The sequence below is a fragment of the Cellulophaga omnivescoria genome, assembly GCF_001999725.1.
GTDB lineage: Bacteria > Bacteroidota > Bacteroidia > Flavobacteriales > Flavobacteriaceae > Cellulophaga > Cellulophaga omnivescoria.
The window spans coordinates 1-21,449 of record NZ_MDDP01000013.1 but is presented as its reverse complement, the minus strand read 5'-3'; the positions used below and the strand labels follow the sequence as shown (position 1 = coordinate 21,449).

15 protein-coding genes and 1 pseudogene are annotated in these 21,449 nt (G+C 32.0%); 10 read left to right on the top strand and 6 right to left on the bottom strand.

What is annotated here, in order from left to right:
- Positions 1 to 58 precede the first annotated feature (58 nt).
- The gene (locus BFJ87_RS07960; RefSeq protein WP_077402501.1) at positions 59 to 655 is read left to right on the top strand and encodes an LURP-one-related family protein; all 597 of its coding nucleotides are present in this window, start codon (positions 59 to 61) and stop codon (positions 653 to 655) included.
- 35 nt (positions 656 to 690) lie between these two features.
- Here BFJ87_RS07960 and BFJ87_RS07955 read toward each other — a convergent pair whose 3' ends face one another.
- The 5 genes from BFJ87_RS07955 to ruvX form a co-directional block, all read right to left on the bottom strand.
- Positions 691 to 1,089, bottom strand: coding sequence for a response regulator (locus tag BFJ87_RS07955; protein WP_077402498.1), 399 nt, complete (start codon positions 1,087 to 1,089; stop codon positions 691 to 693).
- Positions 1,089 to 2,180: a PAS domain-containing sensor histidine kinase gene (locus tag BFJ87_RS07950; RefSeq protein WP_077402495.1), complete on the bottom strand. Its 1,092-nt coding sequence runs from the start codon at positions 2,178 to 2,180 to the stop codon at positions 1,089 to 1,091. Before BFJ87_RS07950 ends, BFJ87_RS07955 begins: the two co-directional genes overlap by 1 nt.
- Before the next feature lie 188 nt (positions 2,181 to 2,368).
- A complete protein-coding gene (locus tag BFJ87_RS07945) occupies positions 2,369 to 2,800 on the bottom strand; it encodes a DUF5606 family protein (protein ID WP_077402492.1) in 432 nt (143 codons plus the stop codon).
- A 58-nt stretch (positions 2,801 to 2,858) separates the two neighbouring features.
- On the bottom strand, positions 2,859 to 3,449 hold the full coding sequence (gene def / locus BFJ87_RS07940) for a peptide deformylase (RefSeq protein WP_077402489.1): 591 nt from the start codon (positions 3,447 to 3,449) through the stop codon (positions 2,859 to 2,861).
- Between the two features lie 48 nt (positions 3,450 to 3,497).
- A complete protein-coding gene (gene ruvX, locus BFJ87_RS07935; RefSeq protein WP_077402486.1) occupies positions 3,498 to 3,908 on the bottom strand; it encodes a Holliday junction resolvase RuvX in 411 nt (136 codons plus the stop codon).
- Between the two features lie 105 nt (positions 3,909 to 4,013).
- Between ruvX and BFJ87_RS07930 the strand changes: the two genes are divergently transcribed.
- Entirely contained in the window at positions 4,014 to 4,829 is an 816-nt protein-coding gene (locus BFJ87_RS07930) for a 2,3,4,5-tetrahydropyridine-2,6-dicarboxylate N-succinyltransferase (protein WP_077402483.1), read from the top strand.
- A gap of 64 nt (positions 4,830 to 4,893) precedes the next feature.
- On the opposite strand, the gene BFJ87_RS07925 is transcribed toward BFJ87_RS07930, so the two are convergent.
- The gene (locus BFJ87_RS07925) at positions 4,894 to 5,715 is read right to left on the bottom strand and encodes a glycosyltransferase family 2 protein (protein ID WP_077402480.1); all 822 of its coding nucleotides are present in this window, start codon (positions 5,713 to 5,715) and stop codon (positions 4,894 to 4,896) included.
- Between the two features lie 80 nt (positions 5,716 to 5,795).
- Between BFJ87_RS07925 and BFJ87_RS07920 the strand changes: the two genes are divergently transcribed.
- From BFJ87_RS07920 to BFJ87_RS07885, 8 genes and pseudogenes are all read left to right on the top strand, one after another.
- Positions 5,796 to 6,653: an ATP-grasp fold amidoligase family protein gene (locus BFJ87_RS07920; protein ID WP_077402477.1), complete on the top strand. Its 858-nt coding sequence runs from the start codon at positions 5,796 to 5,798 to the stop codon at positions 6,651 to 6,653.
- Positions 6,654 to 6,692: 39 nt separating this feature from the next.
- Positions 6,693 to 7,529, top strand: coding sequence for a glycosyltransferase family A protein (locus BFJ87_RS07915; protein WP_077402474.1), 837 nt, complete (start codon positions 6,693 to 6,695; stop codon positions 7,527 to 7,529).
- Between the two features lie 131 nt (positions 7,530 to 7,660).
- The gene (locus BFJ87_RS07910; protein WP_077402471.1) at positions 7,661 to 8,347 is read left to right on the top strand and encodes a phosphocholine cytidylyltransferase family protein; all 687 of its coding nucleotides are present in this window, start codon (positions 7,661 to 7,663) and stop codon (positions 8,345 to 8,347) included.
- Positions 8,344 to 10,170 (top strand): CDP-glycerol glycerophosphotransferase family protein, encoded by a 1,827-nt coding sequence (locus tag BFJ87_RS07905; RefSeq protein ID WP_077402468.1) that lies wholly within the window; start codon positions 8,344 to 8,346, stop codon positions 10,168 to 10,170. The genes BFJ87_RS07910 and BFJ87_RS07905 overlap by 4 nt, the downstream gene beginning before the upstream one ends.
- Positions 10,154 to 10,744 carry an L-threonylcarbamoyladenylate synthase gene (locus tag BFJ87_RS07900; RefSeq protein WP_077402465.1) on the top strand — a complete coding sequence of 197 codons (591 nt, stop codon included), beginning with the start codon at positions 10,154 to 10,156 and terminating at the stop codon, positions 10,742 to 10,744. The genes BFJ87_RS07905 and BFJ87_RS07900 overlap by 17 nt, the downstream gene beginning before the upstream one ends.
- A 2-nt stretch (positions 10,745 to 10,746) precedes the next feature.
- Entirely contained in the window at positions 10,747 to 12,162 is a 1,416-nt protein-coding gene (locus BFJ87_RS07895; protein ID WP_077402462.1) for a CCA tRNA nucleotidyltransferase, read from the top strand.
- Between the two features lie 277 nt (positions 12,163 to 12,439).
- Positions 12,440 to 21,085, top strand: a complete 8,646-nt coding sequence (locus BFJ87_RS07890; RefSeq protein ID WP_077402459.1) for a hypothetical protein — start codon at positions 12,440 to 12,442, stop codon at positions 21,083 to 21,085.
- Positions 21,078 to 21,449, top strand: a pseudogene (locus tag BFJ87_RS07885) (gliding motility-associated C-terminal domain-containing protein); the annotation flags it as partial. The gene BFJ87_RS07890 and the pseudogene BFJ87_RS07885, both read left to right, overlap by 8 nt.

The following is a 21,449-nucleotide window of genomic DNA, read 5'->3' as shown; positions in this document are numbered from 1 at the left end:
TAACACAAGCTCCAAAGAGTTATATAACCTATAAACAACTAAAACTTAGATTTATTTTATGCAAAACATTCAATTTCCTGTAAAGTTTCAATTTAAAATTTCTTCATTTTCTAACGATTTTACTGCTACAGATGCTAGTGGTAAAACAATAGCATATGTTAAACAAAAGATGTTTAAGTTTAAAGAAGAAATTAAAATTTATAGTGACGAATCTAAAGCAAAGGTTAATTATAGCATTAAGGCAGATAAATGGTTAGATTTTTCTGCTGCCTATGCCTTTAAAGATGAAAATGGTAAAGAATTTGGCAAAGTTGCTCGTAAAGGATGGAGATCTTTATGGAAAGCACATTACGATATTATAGATGAAAACCAAAAGCAACAATACAATATATCTGAAGAAAATCCTTGGGTTAAAGTTTTTGACTCTATGTTAGGAGAAATTCCCGTGTTAAGTATGTTTACTGGTTATTTATTTAATCCTTCTTATATCGTAAAAGATAACCAAGGCAAGTCTATTATTAAACTAAAAAAATCTGCTTCATTTTTTGGCAGAAATTTTGAACTAACCAAACTAGGCGAACTAGATAATGACGATGACGACCGTATTATGCTAGGCTTAATGATGATGATTTTACTAGAAAGAAGAAGAGGATAACATAAATTAAATGCCTTGTAAAAACAAGGCATTTATTATTTTAAACATTCTCTTAAAGACATTAATATTTTTTGAAGTTTATCATAATTTAATGGTTTTTCTAAATAACTAATTACATCTAAAAATGTTTTAGCTTTTTCTTTATCTGAAGGTCTGCCAGAAGAAGTTACAATTACAATAGGCACACCCATACAAATACAGTTTTGCTCTTTACTCTCCATAAACTCAAAACCATCCATAATAGGCATATTAATATCTAATACAATTAAGTCTGGCTTATTGTGTTTTAAATATTCTATAGCTTCTTTACCATTTTCTACAGCAGTTATGTTATTATATCCTAAATTGTTTAATTTACTAGTTGTTATAAAGTTAGTTACTACATCATCTTCAATTAGTAAAATTTTACATAAGTTGGTTGTATTTTTATCCATTAAAAATATATTTTAAATTGTGTTCCTTTGTTTTCTTCACTTTCTACTAATATTTGTCCACCGTTACCTACAACAATAGAATGTATAATATAAAGTCCAACGCCCAAGCCTTCTACGTGTGTGTGCATTCTTTTAAATAAACCAAATACTTTACTTTTTCCGTTACTAGTATCAAAGCCCAAACCGTTATCTTTAATTAGTAAAACTGGTTTATTGTTTTCTAAATGAGTAGATATACTTATTATTGGTTTTCTGCGAGGGTGTTTGTATTTAATAGCGTTAGATATTAAGTTATGCAAAATACTATCAAACTGTATAGGATTGTAATTTATACTTTGCACAGCAGTAAAGTCTTCTTTAATTATTGCCCTGCTGGTAATTATTTTTTCTGAGTGTATTGCTTTTATTTTCTCTACAACATCTTTAAATATTACTTTTTCTTTTTTTTCTTCTAAATTAGATTTTAAGGCAATTACATTGTTTAAAGCCTTTAACTTATCGCACATAAGTTTACCAACATATTTTAGCTTATCAAATATTGGTTTTACTTCATCTGTTATTGCATTGCTAGACTCTAACATACCAAATAGGCTTTGCATATTTGTTAAAGGAGCTCTAAGATCATGTGCTGCAACATACGAGAATTCTTCTAATTCTTTATTTTTTAATTTCAAATTTTCATTTACAATCTGCAAATTATTTTGGGTAGCTTTTAGCTTATCTATTGTAGTAATTAAATTTGTAATATCTAAAGTTGTTACACCTAAACCTTCTCCTACCTTAAAAGCCCTAACTATAAAAACAAAAGTTTTATCATCTGTATAAAAAGAAATTTCATCTAAACTGATAGGTTCTCCTGTTTTAATTACATTTTTATATGCTTCTAATCTTTCTGTACCCTCCAAATAAGGAAATGCCTCTAAAATAGACTTCCCTATAAAATCACATTTTTTAATATTTAGTGTAGATATTGCAGCTTCATTCATATCTAAAAACACCATATTTTTATCAAATATTACGCTTGGTGTATGTGCCATATCAAAAAAAGCTCCTTTTACCTCATTGTCTACATTCATAACTTTTGCACTCATACTACTTGTTTTTTATTTGGGGTTAAAACTGTAATCTGATACAAATTTGGGTCTATTTTTATACAATTTAGGATCATTTGCTGTAGAAAAGCAGTAAGTGTAGACGAACGGTAAAATACATCTGTTAAATAAAAAAAGGCAACATACTTTTACATATGTTGCCTTTTACATCGTTTAATATTCTGTTTTTATTCTGCTGCAGACTCTTCTGTTTCTTTACTTTCTTTAGGTTCAGAAAAATCTGTAATACCATGGTCATGTAATAAATTATACCATTGTATTACTTTTTTAATATCACTTGCATAAACACGGTCTTCATCATAATTAGGCAATACTTCAAAAAAATACTCCTCTAATTTTAACTTGTCATCCTTGTGTTTAACTGAAGTTTTTTCTCCATTTTCTTTAGTTTGTATTTTACTAAATACTTCTCTTAATGGAACTTCTTCTTCTAACGTATATATTGCAATTTCTGATAAAACACTAACATTTGTGCGCATGTTTACCGTACTTCTTTTTCCGTCTAATAAAGATTCTGCTACAAAACCGGTACGTGTTTGTGTTACTAACTTATGTAATCCTGGCTTACCAGAAATTGATAAAATTTTATCTAAACTCATATTTTATTTTATATATCTATTACAAATATTATATTTTTTATAGGGATAAAAAAGAAATCTATCTTCCTTTTTTCATTTCAGGAAAACGCATTCTGTATTCCACTCTAATTTTTCCTTTAGAAATATTTCCTAATTTACTCTTAAGCAATCTTTTCTTTAATGAAGATAATTTATCTGTGAACAAAATACCTTCTATATGGTCATATTCGTGCTGAATAACCCTTGCCAACAAACCACTATATTCCTCTGTATGTTCATTAAAGTTTTCATCTAAATACGTAATTTTTATATTTTCTTTTCTAGATACATCTTCTCTAATATCTGGTATACTTAAACAACCTTCATTAAAAGCCCATTCTTCACCAGATTCTTCAGTAATTTTAGCATTAATAAATACTTTTTTAAATCCATTTAAAGCTTTTTGTTCTTCTTCAGACAAATCTTCATCATCAGAAAAAGGTGTTGTGTCTACTAAAAATATACGCAATGGCAAACCAATTTGTGGTGCTGCTAAACCTACTCCACTTGCGTTATACATAGTTTCCCACATATTCTCTAAAAGCTCTTTTAGCTTAGGATGATCTTGGTTTATATCTTTCGCTTTTTTTCTTAGCACAGGATCTCCATATGCTGTAATTGGTAAAATCATATTACTACTTAATTTTTGTGAGTTGTTATTTACTTAACAACTAATATTTTAATTTCTATTTAAATAAGATTGTAAAATAATTGTAGCACTAATTTCGTCTACAAGTGCTTTATTTTTACGTTGTTTTTTATTCAATCCACTATCTATCATTGCATTAAATGCCATTTTAGATGTAAAACGTTCATCTTCTCTTTCTATAATCATATTAGGAAAAACAGCTGTAAGATTTTCTAAAAAAGGAATTATTAACACTTCTGACTCAGACGCTGTATTATTCATCTGTTTAGGTTCCCCTACTATAATTTTATCTACTTTTTCTTTAGCTATGTAATTTTTTAAAAATGTTATTAACTCTTTAGTTGCTACGGTTGTTAAACCAGATGCTATAATCTGCAACTCATCTGTTACAGCTATGCCTGTACGCACTTTTCCATAATCTATAGCTAATAATCTACCCAAACTGTTTTTTTTGGCAAAAATAATATATAAATTGTTATATGTTTACATTTGGTTAAATTATTAAGTCTCACCTATTATCTTTGCTAAAATTGATTTTACAAAAAAATGACAGAATTACAGAAAACTATAGAAGCTGCTTGGGATAACCGAGATTTATTAAAAGAAACAGCTACACAAGACGCTATTAGAGAAGTTATAGATTTAATTGATAATGGTGAATTAAGATGTGCCGAACCTGCAGGTGACGATTGGCAAATAAATGAATGGGTAAAAAAAGCTGTTGTTCTTTATTTCCCTATTCAGAAAATGGAAACATTAGAAGCAGGTATTTTTGAATACCATGACAAAATGCCTTTAAAAAGAGGTTATAAAGAAAAAGGAATACGTGTAGTACCAAATGCGGTTGCAAGACACGGTGCTTACATATCTCCTGGTACTATTTTAATGCCTAGTTATGTAAACATTGGTGCTTATGTAGATGAAGGTACAATGGTAGATACTTGGGCTACTGTTGGTAGTTGTGCTCAAATTGGTAAAAATGTACACTTAAGTGGTGGTGTTGGTATTGGTGGTGTTTTAGAACCATTACAAGCATCTCCGGTAATTATAGAAGATGGTGCTTTTATAGGTTCTAGATGTATAGTTGTAGAAGGTGTAAGAGTAGAAAAAGAAGCTGTTTTAGGTGCTAATGTTGTTTTAACAATGAGTACTAAAATTATAGATGTTACTGGTGATACTCCAGTAGAAATGAAAGGTAGAGTACCTGCACGTTCTGTAGTTATACCAGGTAGCTACACTAAAAAATTTGCTGCGGGTGAATACAACGTTCCTTGCGCATTAATAATAGGTAAACGTAAAGAAAGTACCAACAAAAAAACATCTTTAAATGATGCTTTAAGAGAGTATGATGTTGCTGTATAGTAGATGTATACTAGAGAAACAAAAAGCCCACAATTAGAATTGTGGGCTTTTTGTTTTAAGTAAATTAATCTTTATTAATTCCAAACTTAGTTGTTTTATGCTTTAAATTACGTGTATCTTTTCTAATATCATTATTTATTTTCCAGCTTTCTTTATTTGCATAACCTCTAGGATGATCCAAGTGTATAACAATAGCACTGTACCTTATTTGCTTCGTTTTTATTCCTAAATTAACTAAGCGCTCACCTAATTCTCTATCTTGACCGCCATACTGCATACGTTCATCAAAACCATTAACTGCTAAAATATCCTTTTTCCAACCAGAAGAATTGTGTCCGTTCCATGTAGCTTTGGTAGTAGTAACTGTATTTAAAAATTTAGCTCCAAAACCAGTAAACCTTAATTTATTATTTTTAAAAGACGCATTTAATCCACGTTTTTTTAACCATGAAATTGAAAAACATATATTTGTTTCAATATCTTCTTTAGAAATTAATTTTGATATATTCATAGGAAGCTTAAAATAACCCCCAGATAAAAAATATCCTTCTTCTTTATAATTATTGTGAATTTCTACAAAGTCTTTTCTTGGTATACAATCTCCATCAGACATTATAATATAAGGAGCTCTAGTTTCTACAATTGCTTTATTTAATATTTGAGATTTTTGGAAGCCATTATCTTTATGCCAAACGTGACTTATACTATAATTTACAACTTTCTTTAACTCTTCTATAGCTTTTTTAGTTTCTTCTCTAGATCCGTCATCCGCAATAACAACTTCAAAATTATTTATTGTTTGTGTGTCATAACCCCAAAGTACTTTTTTTAGCCACTCTACTGAATTGTATGTACTTATTATAATGGAAATGTCTGGTGCTTTCATATAAAATTAAAAATGATAACAAAAGTACTAAGGATTATTTTAATAATCTTTACTTTTGAAAAACAATACTAAATAGAAAAATGATATTAAGAAAATTTTGGGTAAAACTCATTAAAACATTTAAATTTTTGCCTCAAAAATTTTATGTTAAGCATTACTATGAGTATTATACGGGCAAAAAATTAGATTATAACAATCCAATAGAATTTAATCAAAAATTATCATGGTATAAAGTATTTTACAGAAATCCTCTATTACCAAAGTTAGTAGACAAATACGCTGTAAGAGAATTTGTAGAAGAAAAGATAGGCAAACAATACTTAAATGATTGTATAGGAGTTTATAATTCTCCAAAAGAAATTGACTGGCAGAAATTACCAGAAAAATTTGTTATTAAAGGTGTTCACGGATGTAATTTTAATTTGGTGGTAACAGACAAATCTAAAGTCAATAAAACCAAAGCTAACTTAAAAATGTATAAATGGTTAAACAAAAACCAATACTATAGAGGAGGATTAGAATGGGCCTATAAAAATGTAAAACCAAGGCTAATTATTGAACAGTTTATGCAAGATAAAATAACTAATGATTTAATAGATTATAAGTTTTATTGTTTTGACGGTGAACCAAAATTTTTAATTGCTCAGTCTGATACTTTAGGAAAATATTTTTATAGTTTAAATTGGGAGAAAATGCCATTTGGTTGGAAGAAAAAAGACCCAAATAAAATTAATAAGCCCACTAATTTTAATGAACTTATTGCTTTGTCAAAAAAATTATCTAAAGGATTTCCTTTTGTTAGAGTTGATTTTTACTCTGTAAATGGTTCATCTGTTTTTGGAGAAATGACCTTTTACCCTACAGATGCTCGAAAAGAATTTTATCCTGATGGATACAATAAAATTGTAGGTGATTACTTTAAACTACCATCAGTTTAATATAAATTATTCTAATAATCTTACTTAACAAAAATATAAATGAAAGTATTTAAAGAGTTACCCCATTCTATATACCATACTTGCAAGTATAGATTAAAATCACAAAAAAAATTAATACAACATAAAGATAGCATCCCTGTAATAGTCTCTTTAACTTCTATACCAACTAGGTTAAATAATTTAGATTTGGTTATAAAAAGTATTTTAAATCAGACGGTGTTACCAGAAAAAATAATTTTATGGTTAAATGATTCATTAAAAAATAATTTACCAAAAAAACTTGTTAAATTAGAGTCTAAAATATTTCAAATTAAATTCTCTAATTTAACCTGCTCTCACAGAAAACTTATACATACTTTAGAGGAAAATTTATCTTCGATAATTGTAACCTGTGATGATGATCAAATGTACCAAAAAAATTGGTTAGAATTGTTGTACCAAGAGCACTTAAAACATAAAAATTGTATTATCGCTCATAGAGCAACACAAATAAAAATGAATAAAAATGGCAGCTACTTGCCATTTATTAAATGGAGGACTCGAGAAGAAACTAATTTACATAACCCTTACTTACCTATAGGATCTTGGGGAGTATTATACCCTCCTAACTCTATGCCCAATACAATATTTAATAAAAACTTATTTTTAAAATTAACACCTAAGGCAGATGACTTATGGTTTAAAGGAATGTCTTTATTAAATAATACATTAACTAAAGAATCTAGTGTTAAGCCTAAACTACCTGTACCTATTATGGGAAGTCAAAAAGTATCTCTTAAAGAAGAAAATGTTAAAAAGAAGAAAAATGAGACGCAGTGGCAAGCACTGTCTGACCATTTTGACTTAGATTCAATTTTAAAAAAACAAAAAAGGTAAGTTATTTCTGAAAAAAAGCAAAAAAAATTTATCAATCTAAATAAAATATTTTATGTTGCTAACTTATTTAAGTTTTAAGCATCTATAACTTAAACAAATCATTGATACCCTAAATTATTAAAGAACTTAAAATGAAAATAGTAATACTTGCTGCTGGTATAGGATCTAGATTGGGAAACCCTTTTCCTAAGCCACTTACTAAACTAAAAAATGGTAAAAGCATCATGCAAATGCAGATTGAAAATCTGTCTAAAATATTCAATCCGAATGATATAAGTGTGGTTGTTGGTTTTAAAAAAGATTTAATTATGGAACGCTTCCCAGAATTAAACTACATATACAATCCTTTTTTTGACTGTACTAACACATCTAAAAGCTTATTAAGAGCATTAGTAAAAAATGTAAATCAATCTGTGCTATGGTTAAATGGTGATGTTGTTTTTGATGAAACTCTTTTAAATACTTTATTACCTATAATAAAAACCGACAATTCTTTTGTTGCTGTTAATACTAATAGCGTTGCAGACGAAGAAATAAAATATACATTAAAAGATAATTTTATCTTTAAGCTTTCTAAGTCTGTAAAAAATGGTCTTGGTGAAGCCGTAGGCATAAATTACATAGCAAAAAAAGATATCCAATCATTTATTAAGAGATTGGAAGAATGTGATGATAATGATTACTTTGAAAAAGGCCTTGAATTAGCCATAGAAAAAGACAAGGTAGCATTATCTGCTGTTGATATCTCTAAGCATAACTGTATGGAGGTAGATTTTAAAGAAGATTTAGTGAATGCCAACAATTTATTTTATAAATGAAAGTAATTTTATTTTGTCAAAATGCATATGCCTTTGGAATCCTAAATCCAATTAAAAATTTATTGATTGAAAAAGGAGATGATTTTTTATGGTACATTGACTCTAAACTTACCCAAAAATTCCCTTACAAAACAGATAATTACACTACCAGAATAGTAGACCTACAACTTTACCAAAGCGATATTATATTTTCTCCAGGAAATGAAGTCCCTTATTACATACAAGGAGTTAAAGTGCAAATATTTCATGGCTTAGCAGGAGAAAAAAAAGGTCATTTCAAAATAAGACATTATTTTGATTTGTACTTAACTCAAGGACCCTATTTCACAAAAAAATTTCTAGAATTTCAGCGTAAATATAAAAATTTTGACGTTGTAGAAACTGGGTGGCCTAAATTAGATATCTACTATTCTGAAAAAAATAAATATGATACGGAAAAAAGCAAATTACTAAAAAGCTACAATGCTAAAAAAATAATTCTTTATGCACCTACTTTTTCACCTAGTCTTACTTCTGCCCCATTTTTGGTAAATGAAATTAAATCGATAGCTAAAAATACTAATTATTTAATACTTATTAAATTTCATGATTTAATGAGTAAAGACTTAATAAACATATACAAGATTATTTCAAAAGAAAATACAAACGTTATTTTTATAGAAGACAATAATATTATAAAATATTTACTGTTATCTGACTTAATGGTCAGCGATACTTCTTCTGTAATTTACGAATTTTTATTACTAAATAAACCAGTTATAACCTATAAAAACATTAACAAAACAATATTTTGGGATAATTCTACAAGTTATAATAACCTAAAAGAAAAAATAATCTCTAATCTTGAAAACGACCCATTTTCTAATCAAAGAAAATATATTCAAGATGAATACCACCCATACTCAGATGGCAAATCTGCAGAGCGTATGTTAAATGCTGCTAAAAAATTTGTTCATAACAACGGTGTGCCTGCCAAGCGTAAGCTTCCTATAGATAGAGCTCTCAAAATTAATTCTATTTTTGGAAAACCACTAAAAAATACCTTTAATGATCTCAAGTCCGAAAAATTAAGTGCGTTATTAATTACATACAACGAAATTAGAAATATAGACGCTGTTATTGAGAATTTAAAATTTGCTGATGAAATTATAATTGTAGACTCGTATAGTACAGACGGAACAGTTGAAGCTATAAAAAAACATCCAAAAGTTTCTTTAATTCAAAGAGCATTCAAAAACTATTCTGACCAAAAAGCCTATGCTCTTAGTCTAGCTCAAAATAAATGGGTTTTATTTATTGATGCTGATGAAAGGATCCCTGATGATTTACAACACGAAATTTTAAAAACTATAAATAATAAAAACATAAATACTTCTGCTTTTTTTGTTTACAGAACATTTATGTTTCATAATAAAATATTACGCTTTTGTGGTTGGCAAAATGATAAAAATTACCGCCTTTTTAATAAAGAAAAAGTAAAATTTTCTACTAAAAGAATTGTGCATGAAACGTTAGAAGTTGAAGGAAAATCTTCCGTACTTAAAAATAAATTAATTCATTATGCTTATTATGATTATAACGTATACAAACAGAAAAGAATTAAGTATGAAGAGTTAAAAGCTCAAGAAGATTTTGCTAAAAACAAAAAAGCAACTGTTTTTCATCTTTACATAAAACCAATAGGTAAATTTTTAGAACATTACATAGTTAAATTTGGTATTTTAGACGGTAAAAAAGGAGTTATAATAAGTTATCTTTATGCTTATGCTACTAAAAAAAGATATATAAAACTACGAGAATTACACAATGGCACACAAGAATAAACCCGATCAAAGTTTAATTGAGGAAGTAAACAATTGCATAACTGTTTTACAAAACGGTGGCGTTATTTTATATCCTACAGACACTGTTTGGGGTATTGGCTGCGATGCCACTAATGAAGATGCAGTAAATAAAATTTACAAGCTAAAAAAAAGAGTCAATACAAAAACTATGATTTGTTTGGTAGCTAATGATTTTATGCTAGAAAAACACGTAGAGAAAGTTCCCGAAGTTGCCTTTGACATTATAGATATTGCAGACAAACCAACAACAATTGTATATGATAATCCAAAAAATATAGCTCAAAATCTTATCGCTAAAGACAATAGCTTAGCAATTAGAGTAGCAACAGACCAATTTTGTCAATATTTAATAAGTAAGTTTAAAAAACCTATTGTTTCTACTTCTGCTAACCTTTCTGGTGAACCAACAGCTAAAAGTTTTAAAGAAATAAGTTCTGATATTTTAAAAGGTGTAGACTATGCCGTAAATTTGCAGCGTAACATACAAAAAGTCACCCCTTCATCAATAATTAAATTAAGTAATGATGGTACGGTAAAGGTGATTCGGAAATAGGAATGACGCAAGAAAACTACAAAGACGCAATAAAAGACCCAATTTTTTTAGTAATAGCAGAAGCGGCTGCAGAACTTAATGTAGCATCCTACGTTATTGGTGGCTTTGTACGTGATTTTCTTTTAAAAAGAGGAACCCCTAAAGATATAGACGTTGTTGCTGTTGGTAGTGGTATAGATTTAGCCCAAAAGGTTGCATCTAAACTACCTAATAATCCAAAAGTATCTGTGTTTAAAAACTTTGGTACTGCTATGCTAAAGTATAAAGACTTAGAATTAGAATTTGTAGGTGCGCGTAAAGAAAGTTACCATGAAGATAGTAGAAAACCTATAGTTGAAAATGGCACCCTTGAGGACGACCAAAATAGAAGAGATTTTACCATTAACGCAATGGCAATTTCTTTAAATAAAGATACATATGGTAATTTGCTAGATCCTTTTAATGGAATAAACGATTTAACCAATAAAACAATTAAAACTCCCTTAGAGCCTGGTATAACCTATTCTGATGATCCATTACGTATGATGAGAGCAATACGTTTTGCAACTCAACTACAGTTTAACATTGAAGAAAAATCATTTGCATCTATAGCAGAAAATAAAGACAGAATTAAAATTATATCTAAAGAACGTATTGTTGATGAGTTAAATAAAATTATGTCTAGCCCAAAACCATCTATAGGCTTTGCGCTGCTTCATAAATCACAATTATTACCATTTATTTTACCAGAGTTGAGTGCTCTGCAAGGTATAGAGGAAATTGAAGGTCATAAACATAAAGACAATTTTTGGCACACTTTAGAGGTAGTAGATAATATCTCTAAAAATACAGATAATTTATGGTTACGTTGGGCTGCGTTACTACATGATATTGGTAAAGCACCAACAAAAAAGTTTCATAAAAAAAAGGGGTGGACATTTAGAGGTCATGAATTTGTTGGTTCTAAAATGGTTTACAAATTGTTTAAGCGATTACGTATGCCATTAAATGATAAAATGAAGTTTGTACAAAAAATGGTGTTAATGAGCTCTAGACCAATAGTGCTTTCTGAAGATTTTGTAACTGATTCCGCAGTTAGACGTTTAATTTTTGATGCTGGTGAAAATATAGAAGACCTTATGACTTTATGTGAGGCAGATATTACCACAAAAAACACTAAAAAGCAACGTAAATACCGTAACAACTTTAAATTAGTAAGACAAAAAATTGTAGAGGTAGAAGAAAGAGATCAAATTCGTAATTTTCAGCCACCAGTTACAGGTGAAGAAATTATGAAAACTTTCAATTTACAGCCCTCTAAAGAGATTGGTATACTTAAAGAAGCTATTAAAGAAGCCATATTAGACGGCACTATTCCTAACGAGTATGATGCTGCTTATAATTTTATGCTAAAAAAAGGAAAAGAACTAGGATTATAGCGCCTCACAATTACCTATTTACCAGCAAATACAACACTTTACATTGTTCATAAAAACATAAACAATATGTTTTTAATTTTCATTGGTATACACTTTTCTGCCATTCACCTACACTTTCTTCTTATTAGACAACATATTATTATTTAACCATTTTTTCATAGGTATATTTGATTAGAACAAGTATTTTTCTCGTATTTTTCTTACAAAATACAATTAATCTACATAAACACTAAACCATTTTCTTTCGTAGTTAAAGAAAAAATCTAATCATTATTTTATGAAAAAAGTATTCAAAAACTTTTTACTGTTCATTGTTTTGTTAACAATTAATATTTTTGCTTTAAACGCACAAATAGACGATAACAGATATAAAGTTAGCTTATCCCCAGAAGACTTAGCCACTTGTGGTGGCGTAAACAATTCTTTTGAACGTGTTTACATACAGGGCAAAAATGCTTCATGTAATAATTTTAGCATTACGTTTAATCTTCCAGATGGCGTTATGTATGAAGCAGGTACAGCGGTCATTACCTCTCAATTAGACACTAATGGTCTCCCAATTACTATTAACCCTTACGTTATTGATGTTGCAGGAACCCCTAACAATCCAATTTTTACATTGTACAGAAACGGAGATCCTAACATTAATTGGAATGTAGGAGATGAAGTTTTTTTTGAGTTTAAACGTAGTGCAGACTGTGACGCCGTTGCTTTATTAAATTCTGGCGGATTATTTAAAGATGCACATACAATTAATTTTAATGATAACGGTGGCCCAAATTCTGCTACAGATAACGATAACAATATATCTTCTTATGCGTTATTAGCCGCCTCATTAAATATTTCTTCAATTAACACCGTAAATGCAAATGTTGGAGAAACTTACACTCGTAATATAACCATTGCTCAAGGTGGCTTAGGATGTACAGAGACTTTTACATATTATGTAGATTTAGGAGAAGATGTAGATGATATTTATTCTTTATCATACCAAGGCACTCCTTTAACACCAACATCTACAGTTGGACAAGTACTAACTTATGAGATTGACCTAAACAGTTCTCCATTTTTTCAGAATGTTGGTAATAATGATAATTGTTTTGATAACGGAGAATCTATAATTTTAGAAGAAAGGTTTAGAGTAGACGATTGTATTGATACTGCAATTGTACATAATGCCTATTGGGGTTGTAGTGCTGGTGAAACTTGCCAATCTGCTGCACCACAAACTGGTTCTTTAAATTTTGGTGCAAACGTACCAGATATAACACTAACAAAAATAGGAAGTACAACACCAGATTTTTGTGAAGCTGTAACTTATACAGTAAGGCTAGAAAATACAAAACTCACAGCTGGTTCTATGGCGATAGATGTAGGTATAAACTTAGGAATGGGCGCAAACGCTACCCCTATATCTACTGCAAATAATAATACACTATGGGATTTTGATTATTTTGATACAAGAAATGTATCAAATTTTAGGTTTGGCACTAACCCAAGCTTTATGCCAAATAGTAGACCAAGTAATAGTTACCCGGGCAGAGGCTCTGGAAATACAGTTTCTATACCACCAAACTTCTTTACATCAGATCCTGATGGACCTGGAGGTCTAGAAGATCTAGATAATGATGGATATTTTGATGATTTAGCTCCAGGAGCTTCAACAGATTTATCTTTTGATTTTGCAATTACTCCTAAAGATAATTGTGGAACAGGACGTTTTGATTATATGGGATGGGAACATACGTATTTTGATGTTTATTTTAAAGATCAATGTAAAGGAGAAAGATTACCAGAACGTATAGATTTAAATTATTTTAATATTATTAGAGATTACAGAAGCGTTACAGAAGTAGAAGCTCCTACTGATTTAGTAAATAATCAGGATTTTGATATTCGTATAGCTCCATCTATACAAGCTAATGGTGTAGGTACTCCTTTAGTAAACGGCCAACCTATGTTGTCTAATAATGCTAATTCGGTTTGGAGTATTACTATTACAGCTCCAGCAGGTATGTCATTACGCCCTGGTGCCTCCTCAGAGTTTACACAATCTGGAAATGAAATAACATATAGCACTACTAATATTAGTGGAGTAGAGTTTAAAGAATGGGTAGAGTTTCCTTTAACATTTACTTGTGGTCCTAACGGAGTACAATCTATTCCATATAAAACCAATTATACTGCAACTGGTTCTAGTGGTGTTTGCTGGAGTCAAGACATACATTGTGGTACAATAGACATTTATACTCACTGTCCTGGAGGATGTGTTGGACCAGCAATTGAAGGTTTTAATGCTAACAGAATTACAGCTGGTTGGACTGATGAAACTATGACAACTAAAGTTACGTTAGATGATAATACAGACGGTATAAATAAATATTTAGCTGGAGATAGAATGAAAATTTCTACTTCTGCTTCTATCAATAATATTTCTTTAGATAATTTATATTTCGATTTAACATACAACACTGCTAGCTTAGCTGCAGGTGGACCAGATATAATTTCTTTTATAGAGGGAGAAATCACAATTAACGACTCCCCTACTACATCTCAAACTGGTACTATTACTGTTACTCCTGTTTTAACTACAAATGGTACTACAGAACATAGATTAACTTTTGATCTTAGCTCTTATAGAAGTTTAATTAGTGCTGCATATAATTATGAAGGTGATGCTATTGAACAAGACAGAGTAGAAATTGAACTAACGTTTGAATTTAGTAAAGATTTTAAGGATATAGACTATTTTGAACTTGGCGGTTTAAGAGGTGAGTTCTTTGCTTTTACAGACTATCCAAATAATACTCAACCAAATAAAGTTGGATGTGATACTTGGGGAGACAGAGCATACTATTCTAGACCTCGTATTTACGGTAGTAACCAAACAAGGTCTACTAATGGCTGTACTCCTTCAAATGGTGTGTTATTTTATACTCATAATATGGCCCCTAGTGATATGCACGGAGATGAGTATAGACCTTTATCAATTTGGAGATCTACAGTAGTAGATATTCCAGAAGGAGCAAGGTTTACAGGCAATGTATCCTCTACTCAATTTAATGGAGCTTACTCTAATGCAACAGGAGAATTCATTGTATCAGAAAGTAATGGTCAAATAACAATTACTCCAGGACCTGGATATGTAGATCGTGACCAAAGTGCCTTAATACAACCAAGATTTTATGTGGAATTTATGGGTACTTGTAACTCTCCTGCATCTGCCAGTTATAATTATACAGTTAATTATGATGATTTTGCATATGCAACTCCACAAGCAACAAGCTTTACAAATACAAACAGGTTTCAGTACACGCAACCAACATTTCTAATTCAATCCCCTTCTCCTACTGTTAATGGAGATGCTTACACAGTAGATTTTGATGTTAATATAAGTAACACAAGTCCGCAGGACGTAAATTTCAATTGGCTACAAGTTACCGTACCAGCAGGTATTAATATTACTAGTGCCTTTAGTGTTTCTGGTGGAGTAGAAACACCTGTAACATTTCATCAATCTGGAAATAAAACCTGGATAGAAGCTGGTTCTATAGCATCTAGCACTACAAAGTCTATCCGTTTTAAAGGTGATTTTGAAGACTGTTCAGACCTTACAGTTTTAGTAGAACATGGATGGGACTGCTTGGGTTATCCTGGTTACCCAGATACTAATGTAGATGTTTCAGATTTTCAGGCAGTTGGAGCTTCTTGTTATCAAAATTCTACATCAATAACTTTAGAACCTAAAAGTGCACAGGTACAAATTGCAATTACAAATCAGCCTAATACGCCACAAAATGTTTGTACACCATTTAATATAGAATTAGATATAACCAGTGCTCAGCTTGCAGATCTTATAAACCCTTTCTTGGAGTTTGATATTCCGGGTGGATCTGGTGGTATGACTATAGTTAGTACTAACGTAGAATTTCCAAAAAACTCTGGAGACATACAGCCTGTTACGGTTACAATAAACAATGGAAAAGCTACAGTAAACATTATAGAACATACAGCAGTTGCTGCTATAAAAGGTATAACCGGCGATCCTGCAAATAATAACGTAGACCAAAGAACTGCTCACATTAACCTTGAACTACAATTAGAATGTGATTTTATTTCCAATTCGGAATTAATATTTAAAGTTTTTGGAGAAAGTCCTTGTGGAGATTTAGCTATTGGTAACGGATCACGTATTGTTTCAAATAGTATACAAGCAAACGGGGCAGTTGCTCCTTATAGCGCACTTAGTACAATAAATTTACCTGGTTTTGGATCTCCAATACAAGGATGTGGTATTACAGAAACAATTAACGTTGAAACAACTATTTCTGGTGGAACTACTGGTACAGCAGATTTTGGAAAAATAACTCTTAGACCTGGAATAGAATATGTTCCTGACTCATTTATAGGTTCTGGTACACATATTGCTACTTTTAATAATGTAGTAACGGTTGGTGATCATCAAGAAATTACATTAAACTATCCGGCTGGTGTAACCCCTGGAGAAAAAATTATTTTTGATTTTGATTTTATAACTACTGATGAGGGTATTTGTGATGACACTGAAGAAGTACAAATAGTAAACTTTGTTACTGTAAATGGTATTACTTGTGGTGCTACTGCTTGTCCAGATTTTCAGGTTGCAACCGGTTTTTCTTATGAAATAATGCCTCTAGAAAAACCTACTTTTATTGGTAGTGCTAATGATAGTTTTTTTACTGTAGATACTAGCAATAACTATGAGTACAACTTATCTATAGATATAGAAAACAATAGCTCTTTAGATGCAGATGCTGGTTATGCATATTCTATTTACTGTGCAGATACTAATGGTGAAATTACAGGTGCTGCAATTGTAACAGGTACAGTAAACACTATTATACCTAACTCATCTACTATTACAGAAAATATAATGTTTACCACAAGTGGTGCGGCTTGTTCTGGAACTAGTTTTATAATAGAATTTTTACCATCTAGTACAAACTGCCAATGTGAAGCATTCACAATTGAAGTTCCTGTAACTTCCGGTGCTCCTTTAAATTTAGATAATGATAATGATGGTATTCCAGATGTAATAGAAATTTATAATGGTGATGCAGATGGTGATGGAATATTAGATTATGAAGACCCAGATTATTGTACTTCTAATTTTAACGGTATAAATGGTTGGGATTGCTCTACTATGGGACTACCAGATCCTGATGCAGATTTAGATGGTGATGGTACTCCTAATTACTATGATACTGATTTTCCAACCTGTGGCGGATTAAATGCTAATGGTATTTGTATCAATTTTGATAGTGACGGTGATGGAATCCCTAACCACTTAGACTTAGATTCTGATAACGATGGCATAACAGACATTACAGAACTAGGAGCAGCAAATAATGATGCCAATGGAGACGGTATCTTAGACAATTTAACAGATATTGATAATGACGGTCTTGCTGATGTAGTGGATAATGATACTACTGACGGACCGGAAGGTAGCGCACCTTGTACTCCTCAAACAGGATGTGTTCAAACAAACTCTACATCTAATATTTTTGATACGGATGGTGATGGTGCTACTGATGATAACGGTGATTTTGATGGCGACGGAATACTAAATGCTTACGATTTAGATAGTGACAATGATGGTATTTTAGATACGGTTGAAGCACAAACTACAACGGGATTCAATGCTCCAGGTGCAATAGACCCTGCAACGGGTATTCCTGCTGTTGGTACAGATACTGATGGTATTACTCCTATTGATACAGATGGTGACGGTAATCCAGATTATTTGGATTTAGATGCTGATAATGATGGTATTACAGATACTTTAGAAGCTGGAGGCGAAGACGCTGATGGTGATGGTGCCGTAGATGGTTTTGTAGATGCTGATGGTAACGGTGTTGCCGATAGTGTTGACACAACTCCTTTGCCAGATGAAGATTCTGATAACGACGGAATTTTAGACAGATTGGATTTAGATTCTGATAATGACGGAATTACGGATACTACCGAAGCTGGTGGTATAGATGGTGACGGTGATGGTATCATTGATACGTTTATGACCGATACCGATAATGATGGACTTGCGGATAGTGTTGACCCAGTTGGTCCTGCTACACCAGGTACACCAATTCCAAATCCAGATACGGACAATGACGGATTAGATGATAGGTTAGATTTAGATTCTGAAAACGATGGTATACCAGATGTAATTGAAGCTGGCGGTTCTGACCCGGATAATGATGGTAGAATCGGTACAGGTCCAATTACGGATACAGACGGAGACGGACTTTCGGATATAGTAGACCCAGATGATAATACAGACCCTGCCTTGACAGATGGTCCTGGTACCCCATTACCTATTGGTAATTTAGATGGTGATGGTGTTGCTAATCACTTAGATATAGATTCTGATAACGATGGTATTACAGATACTACAGAAGCAGGTGGTACAGATGCTAACGGAGACGGTATTGTAGATGGTTGGGATGATACCGTAACAACAGATGGTTGGGATGACGCTACGGCTGCATCTCCACTTCCAATACCTAATACGGATGGTACTGGTGGTCCAAATTATTTAGATATTGATGCCGATGATGATGGTATTCCAGATAATGTTGAAGCACAAACTACGGCTAGTTACATTGCTCCTGCAGATGCTGAAGCTACTAACGGATTAGATACAAATTATCCTGTAGGCTTAACTCCTATAGATACTGATAATGATTTAATACCAGATTATTTAGATAGTGATTCTGATAATGATTTTTCTTCAGATGCTGTAGAAGCTGGTCAAGGTACAATTACAGATCCTAATGCAGATGCAGATGGTGATGGACTTAATGATGCCTATGATGATACACCTGGTAACGATGTAAACAATGACTTAAACTCAGGAGCTATTGCAACAGACAACGAAGATGATTTAGATACTACTGAAGTAGACTTTAGATCCATATTAGATTCTGACGGAGATGGTATAATGGATGCTGTGGATATAGATGATGACAATGACGGTATATTGGATACTGACGAATATAATGATTGTAGTGGTATTTCTAACAACATACACTTTACAGATGCTAGTTATAATCTTATAGCACCTAATAGTAATGATGGTGATACTGTTACTTATATAAAAGATTTTGATAATGATGTGACTGCTGTAGTAACTACAACAATTGGTACTGGAACATTTGGTGCTAACAGCCCTAACTATACAGATGGTTCTATACAGGTAGATATGCAAACTCGTAATTCAAACTCTAATGTAACAGGTACTTCTACAGAAATTGTTTTTTCGGAAGCTATTGTAATGTCAGAATTTAACTTAAGAAGTTTGGCAAGAAATGCATCTGGCACTTATAATGAGAGCCAAAACATTAAGTTTTATAATAATGGTGGGCAAATTCAGTTCCCAGCTGTTATTTATTCTACAACAGGCACTGTTGGTGCTGGTGCATCTTATGATCCTGCAACTGGTGATGCCATTGCAGCAATCATAGGTGGTGGTGCTCAAGAGGCAAACTACAGGTTTATAATAGATCAGCCTATAGACAAAATTGTAATAACCCAATTAGATGCTGCCAATGCAGATAATATTGGTTGGAGAATTGCTTCGTCATGCCCAATTTATTTAGACACAGATAATGATGGTGTTTTTGATCATTTAGACCTAGATTCAGATAACGATGGTATTCCTGATATTACTGAAGCCGGAGGTATAGATACTGATGGAGACGGACATATAGACTACCCAACCCCTGGTGATCCAACGTCTATGATAGATACTAATAATGATGGTTTTGCTGATGAAATTGCAACTACACCACTACCAGATGAAGATTCTGATAATGATGGTATTTTAGATCGCTTAGATTTAGATTCTGATAATGATGGTATAACTGATGTTACTGAAGCTGGAGGCCCTGACACAAATGGTGATGGTATCATAGACACATACGCTACTGATACCGACAATGATGGTTTAGCAGACAGTGTGGACCCTGTAGATGCTACTATTCCTGGTACGCCTTTAGAAAATCCAGACACAGATGGGGACGGATTTGATGATAGAATAGATACCGATTCGGATAATGATGGTATTCCAGATGTTACTGAAGCTGGTGGTTCAGATCCAGATAATGATGGTGTTATTGGATCTGGAGTAATTACTGATACGGATGGTGATGGTTTATCTGATATTGTAGATACAGATGACAACACTACAACAACCACAGATGATGGCACAGGATCACAATTACCTATAAATGATTTTGATGGTGACAACTACCCTAATCACTTAGACCTTGATGCAGATAATGATGGTATTTTTGATGTATACGAAGCGGGTAATGATGCTTTAGATACCAACAATGATGGTGTTATAGATAACAATGATACTGGTTTTGCTGATGCTGACAATAATGGTCAAGCTGATAGTTCTCAAGGTACAACGCCGCTAAACACAGATGCAAACGGTAATCCAGATTTCTTAGATATTGATGCTGATGATGACGGTATTCCTGATAATGTAGAAGCACAACCTACTACTGGGTACATTGCTCCTGCTGATGCTTTTGATGCTAATGGTGTAGATACAAACTACCCTAACGGATTAAGACCTGAGGATACAGACACAGATTTAACTCCAGATTATTTAGATACTGATTCTGATAATGATGGTATTAATGATATTTTAGAAGCGGGACAAGGTACTATTCTAGATCCTTTAGCTGATGCTGATGCAGACGGTTTAAACGACGCTTTTGATGATACACCTGGTAACGATGTTAACAATGACTTAGATACTGGTGCTATTGCTACTGATAATGTAGATGATGCAGATACTACAGAGGTAGATTTTAGATCTGTATTAGATTTTGATGGCGATGGTATTCCAGACACAGCTGATCTTGGATGATGACAACGATGGCATCTCAGATGTAGAGGAGGCTAACGGAATAGACCCAAGTGCAGATGATGATAACGATGGTGTTCCTAACTATTCTGATGACGATCCTAATGATCCATTAGTTGGTGATACTAACGGAACTACTGAACCTGCTTTTGATTTTGATGGTGATGGTATTCCTAACCACTTTGATATTGATGCAGATAATGATGGTATTTTTGATGTATACGAAGCGGGTAATGATGCTCTAGATACCAACAATGATGGTGTTATAGATAACAATGATACTGGTTTTGCTGATGCTGACAATAATGGTCAAGCTGATAGTTCTCAAGGTACAACGCCGCTAAACACAGATGCAAACGGTAATCCA

What these genes read in the sequence shown, in the direction of transcription:
- BFJ87_RS07960 (WP_077402501.1), top strand. Translation starts at nt 59, where the DNA reads ATGCAAAACATTCAATTTCCTGTAAAGTTTCAATTTAAAATTTCTTCA.
- BFJ87_RS07955 (WP_077402498.1), bottom strand. Translation starts at nt 1,089, where the DNA reads ATGGATAAAAATACAACCAACTTATGTAAAATTTTACTAATTGAAGAT.
- BFJ87_RS07950 (WP_077402495.1), bottom strand. Translation starts at nt 2,180, where the DNA reads ATGAGTGCAAAAGTTATGAATGTAGACAATGAGGTAAAAGGAGCTTTT.
- BFJ87_RS07945 (WP_077402492.1), bottom strand. Translation starts at nt 2,800, where the DNA reads ATGAGTTTAGATAAAATTTTATCAATTTCTGGTAAGCCAGGATTACAT.
- def (WP_077402489.1), bottom strand. Translation starts at nt 3,449, where the DNA reads ATGATTTTACCAATTACAGCATATGGAGATCCTGTGCTAAGAAAAAAA.
- BFJ87_RS07930 (WP_077402483.1), top strand. Translation starts at nt 4,014, where the DNA reads ATGACAGAATTACAGAAAACTATAGAAGCTGCTTGGGATAACCGAGAT.
- BFJ87_RS07925 (WP_077402480.1), bottom strand. Translation starts at nt 5,715, where the DNA reads ATGAAAGCACCAGACATTTCCATTATAATAAGTACATACAATTCAGTA.
- BFJ87_RS07920 (WP_077402477.1), top strand. Translation starts at nt 5,796, where the DNA reads ATGATATTAAGAAAATTTTGGGTAAAACTCATTAAAACATTTAAATTT.
- BFJ87_RS07915 (WP_077402474.1), top strand. Translation starts at nt 6,693, where the DNA reads ATGAAAGTATTTAAAGAGTTACCCCATTCTATATACCATACTTGCAAG.
- BFJ87_RS07910 (WP_077402471.1), top strand. Translation starts at nt 7,661, where the DNA reads ATGAAAATAGTAATACTTGCTGCTGGTATAGGATCTAGATTGGGAAAC.
- BFJ87_RS07905 (WP_077402468.1), top strand. Translation starts at nt 8,344, where the DNA reads ATGAAAGTAATTTTATTTTGTCAAAATGCATATGCCTTTGGAATCCTA.
- BFJ87_RS07900 (WP_077402465.1), top strand. Translation starts at nt 10,154, where the DNA reads ATGGCACACAAGAATAAACCCGATCAAAGTTTAATTGAGGAAGTAAAC.
- BFJ87_RS07895 (WP_077402462.1), top strand. Translation starts at nt 10,747, where the DNA reads ATGACGCAAGAAAACTACAAAGACGCAATAAAAGACCCAATTTTTTTA.
- BFJ87_RS07890 (WP_077402459.1), top strand. Translation starts at nt 12,440, where the DNA reads ATGAAAAAAGTATTCAAAAACTTTTTACTGTTCATTGTTTTGTTAACA.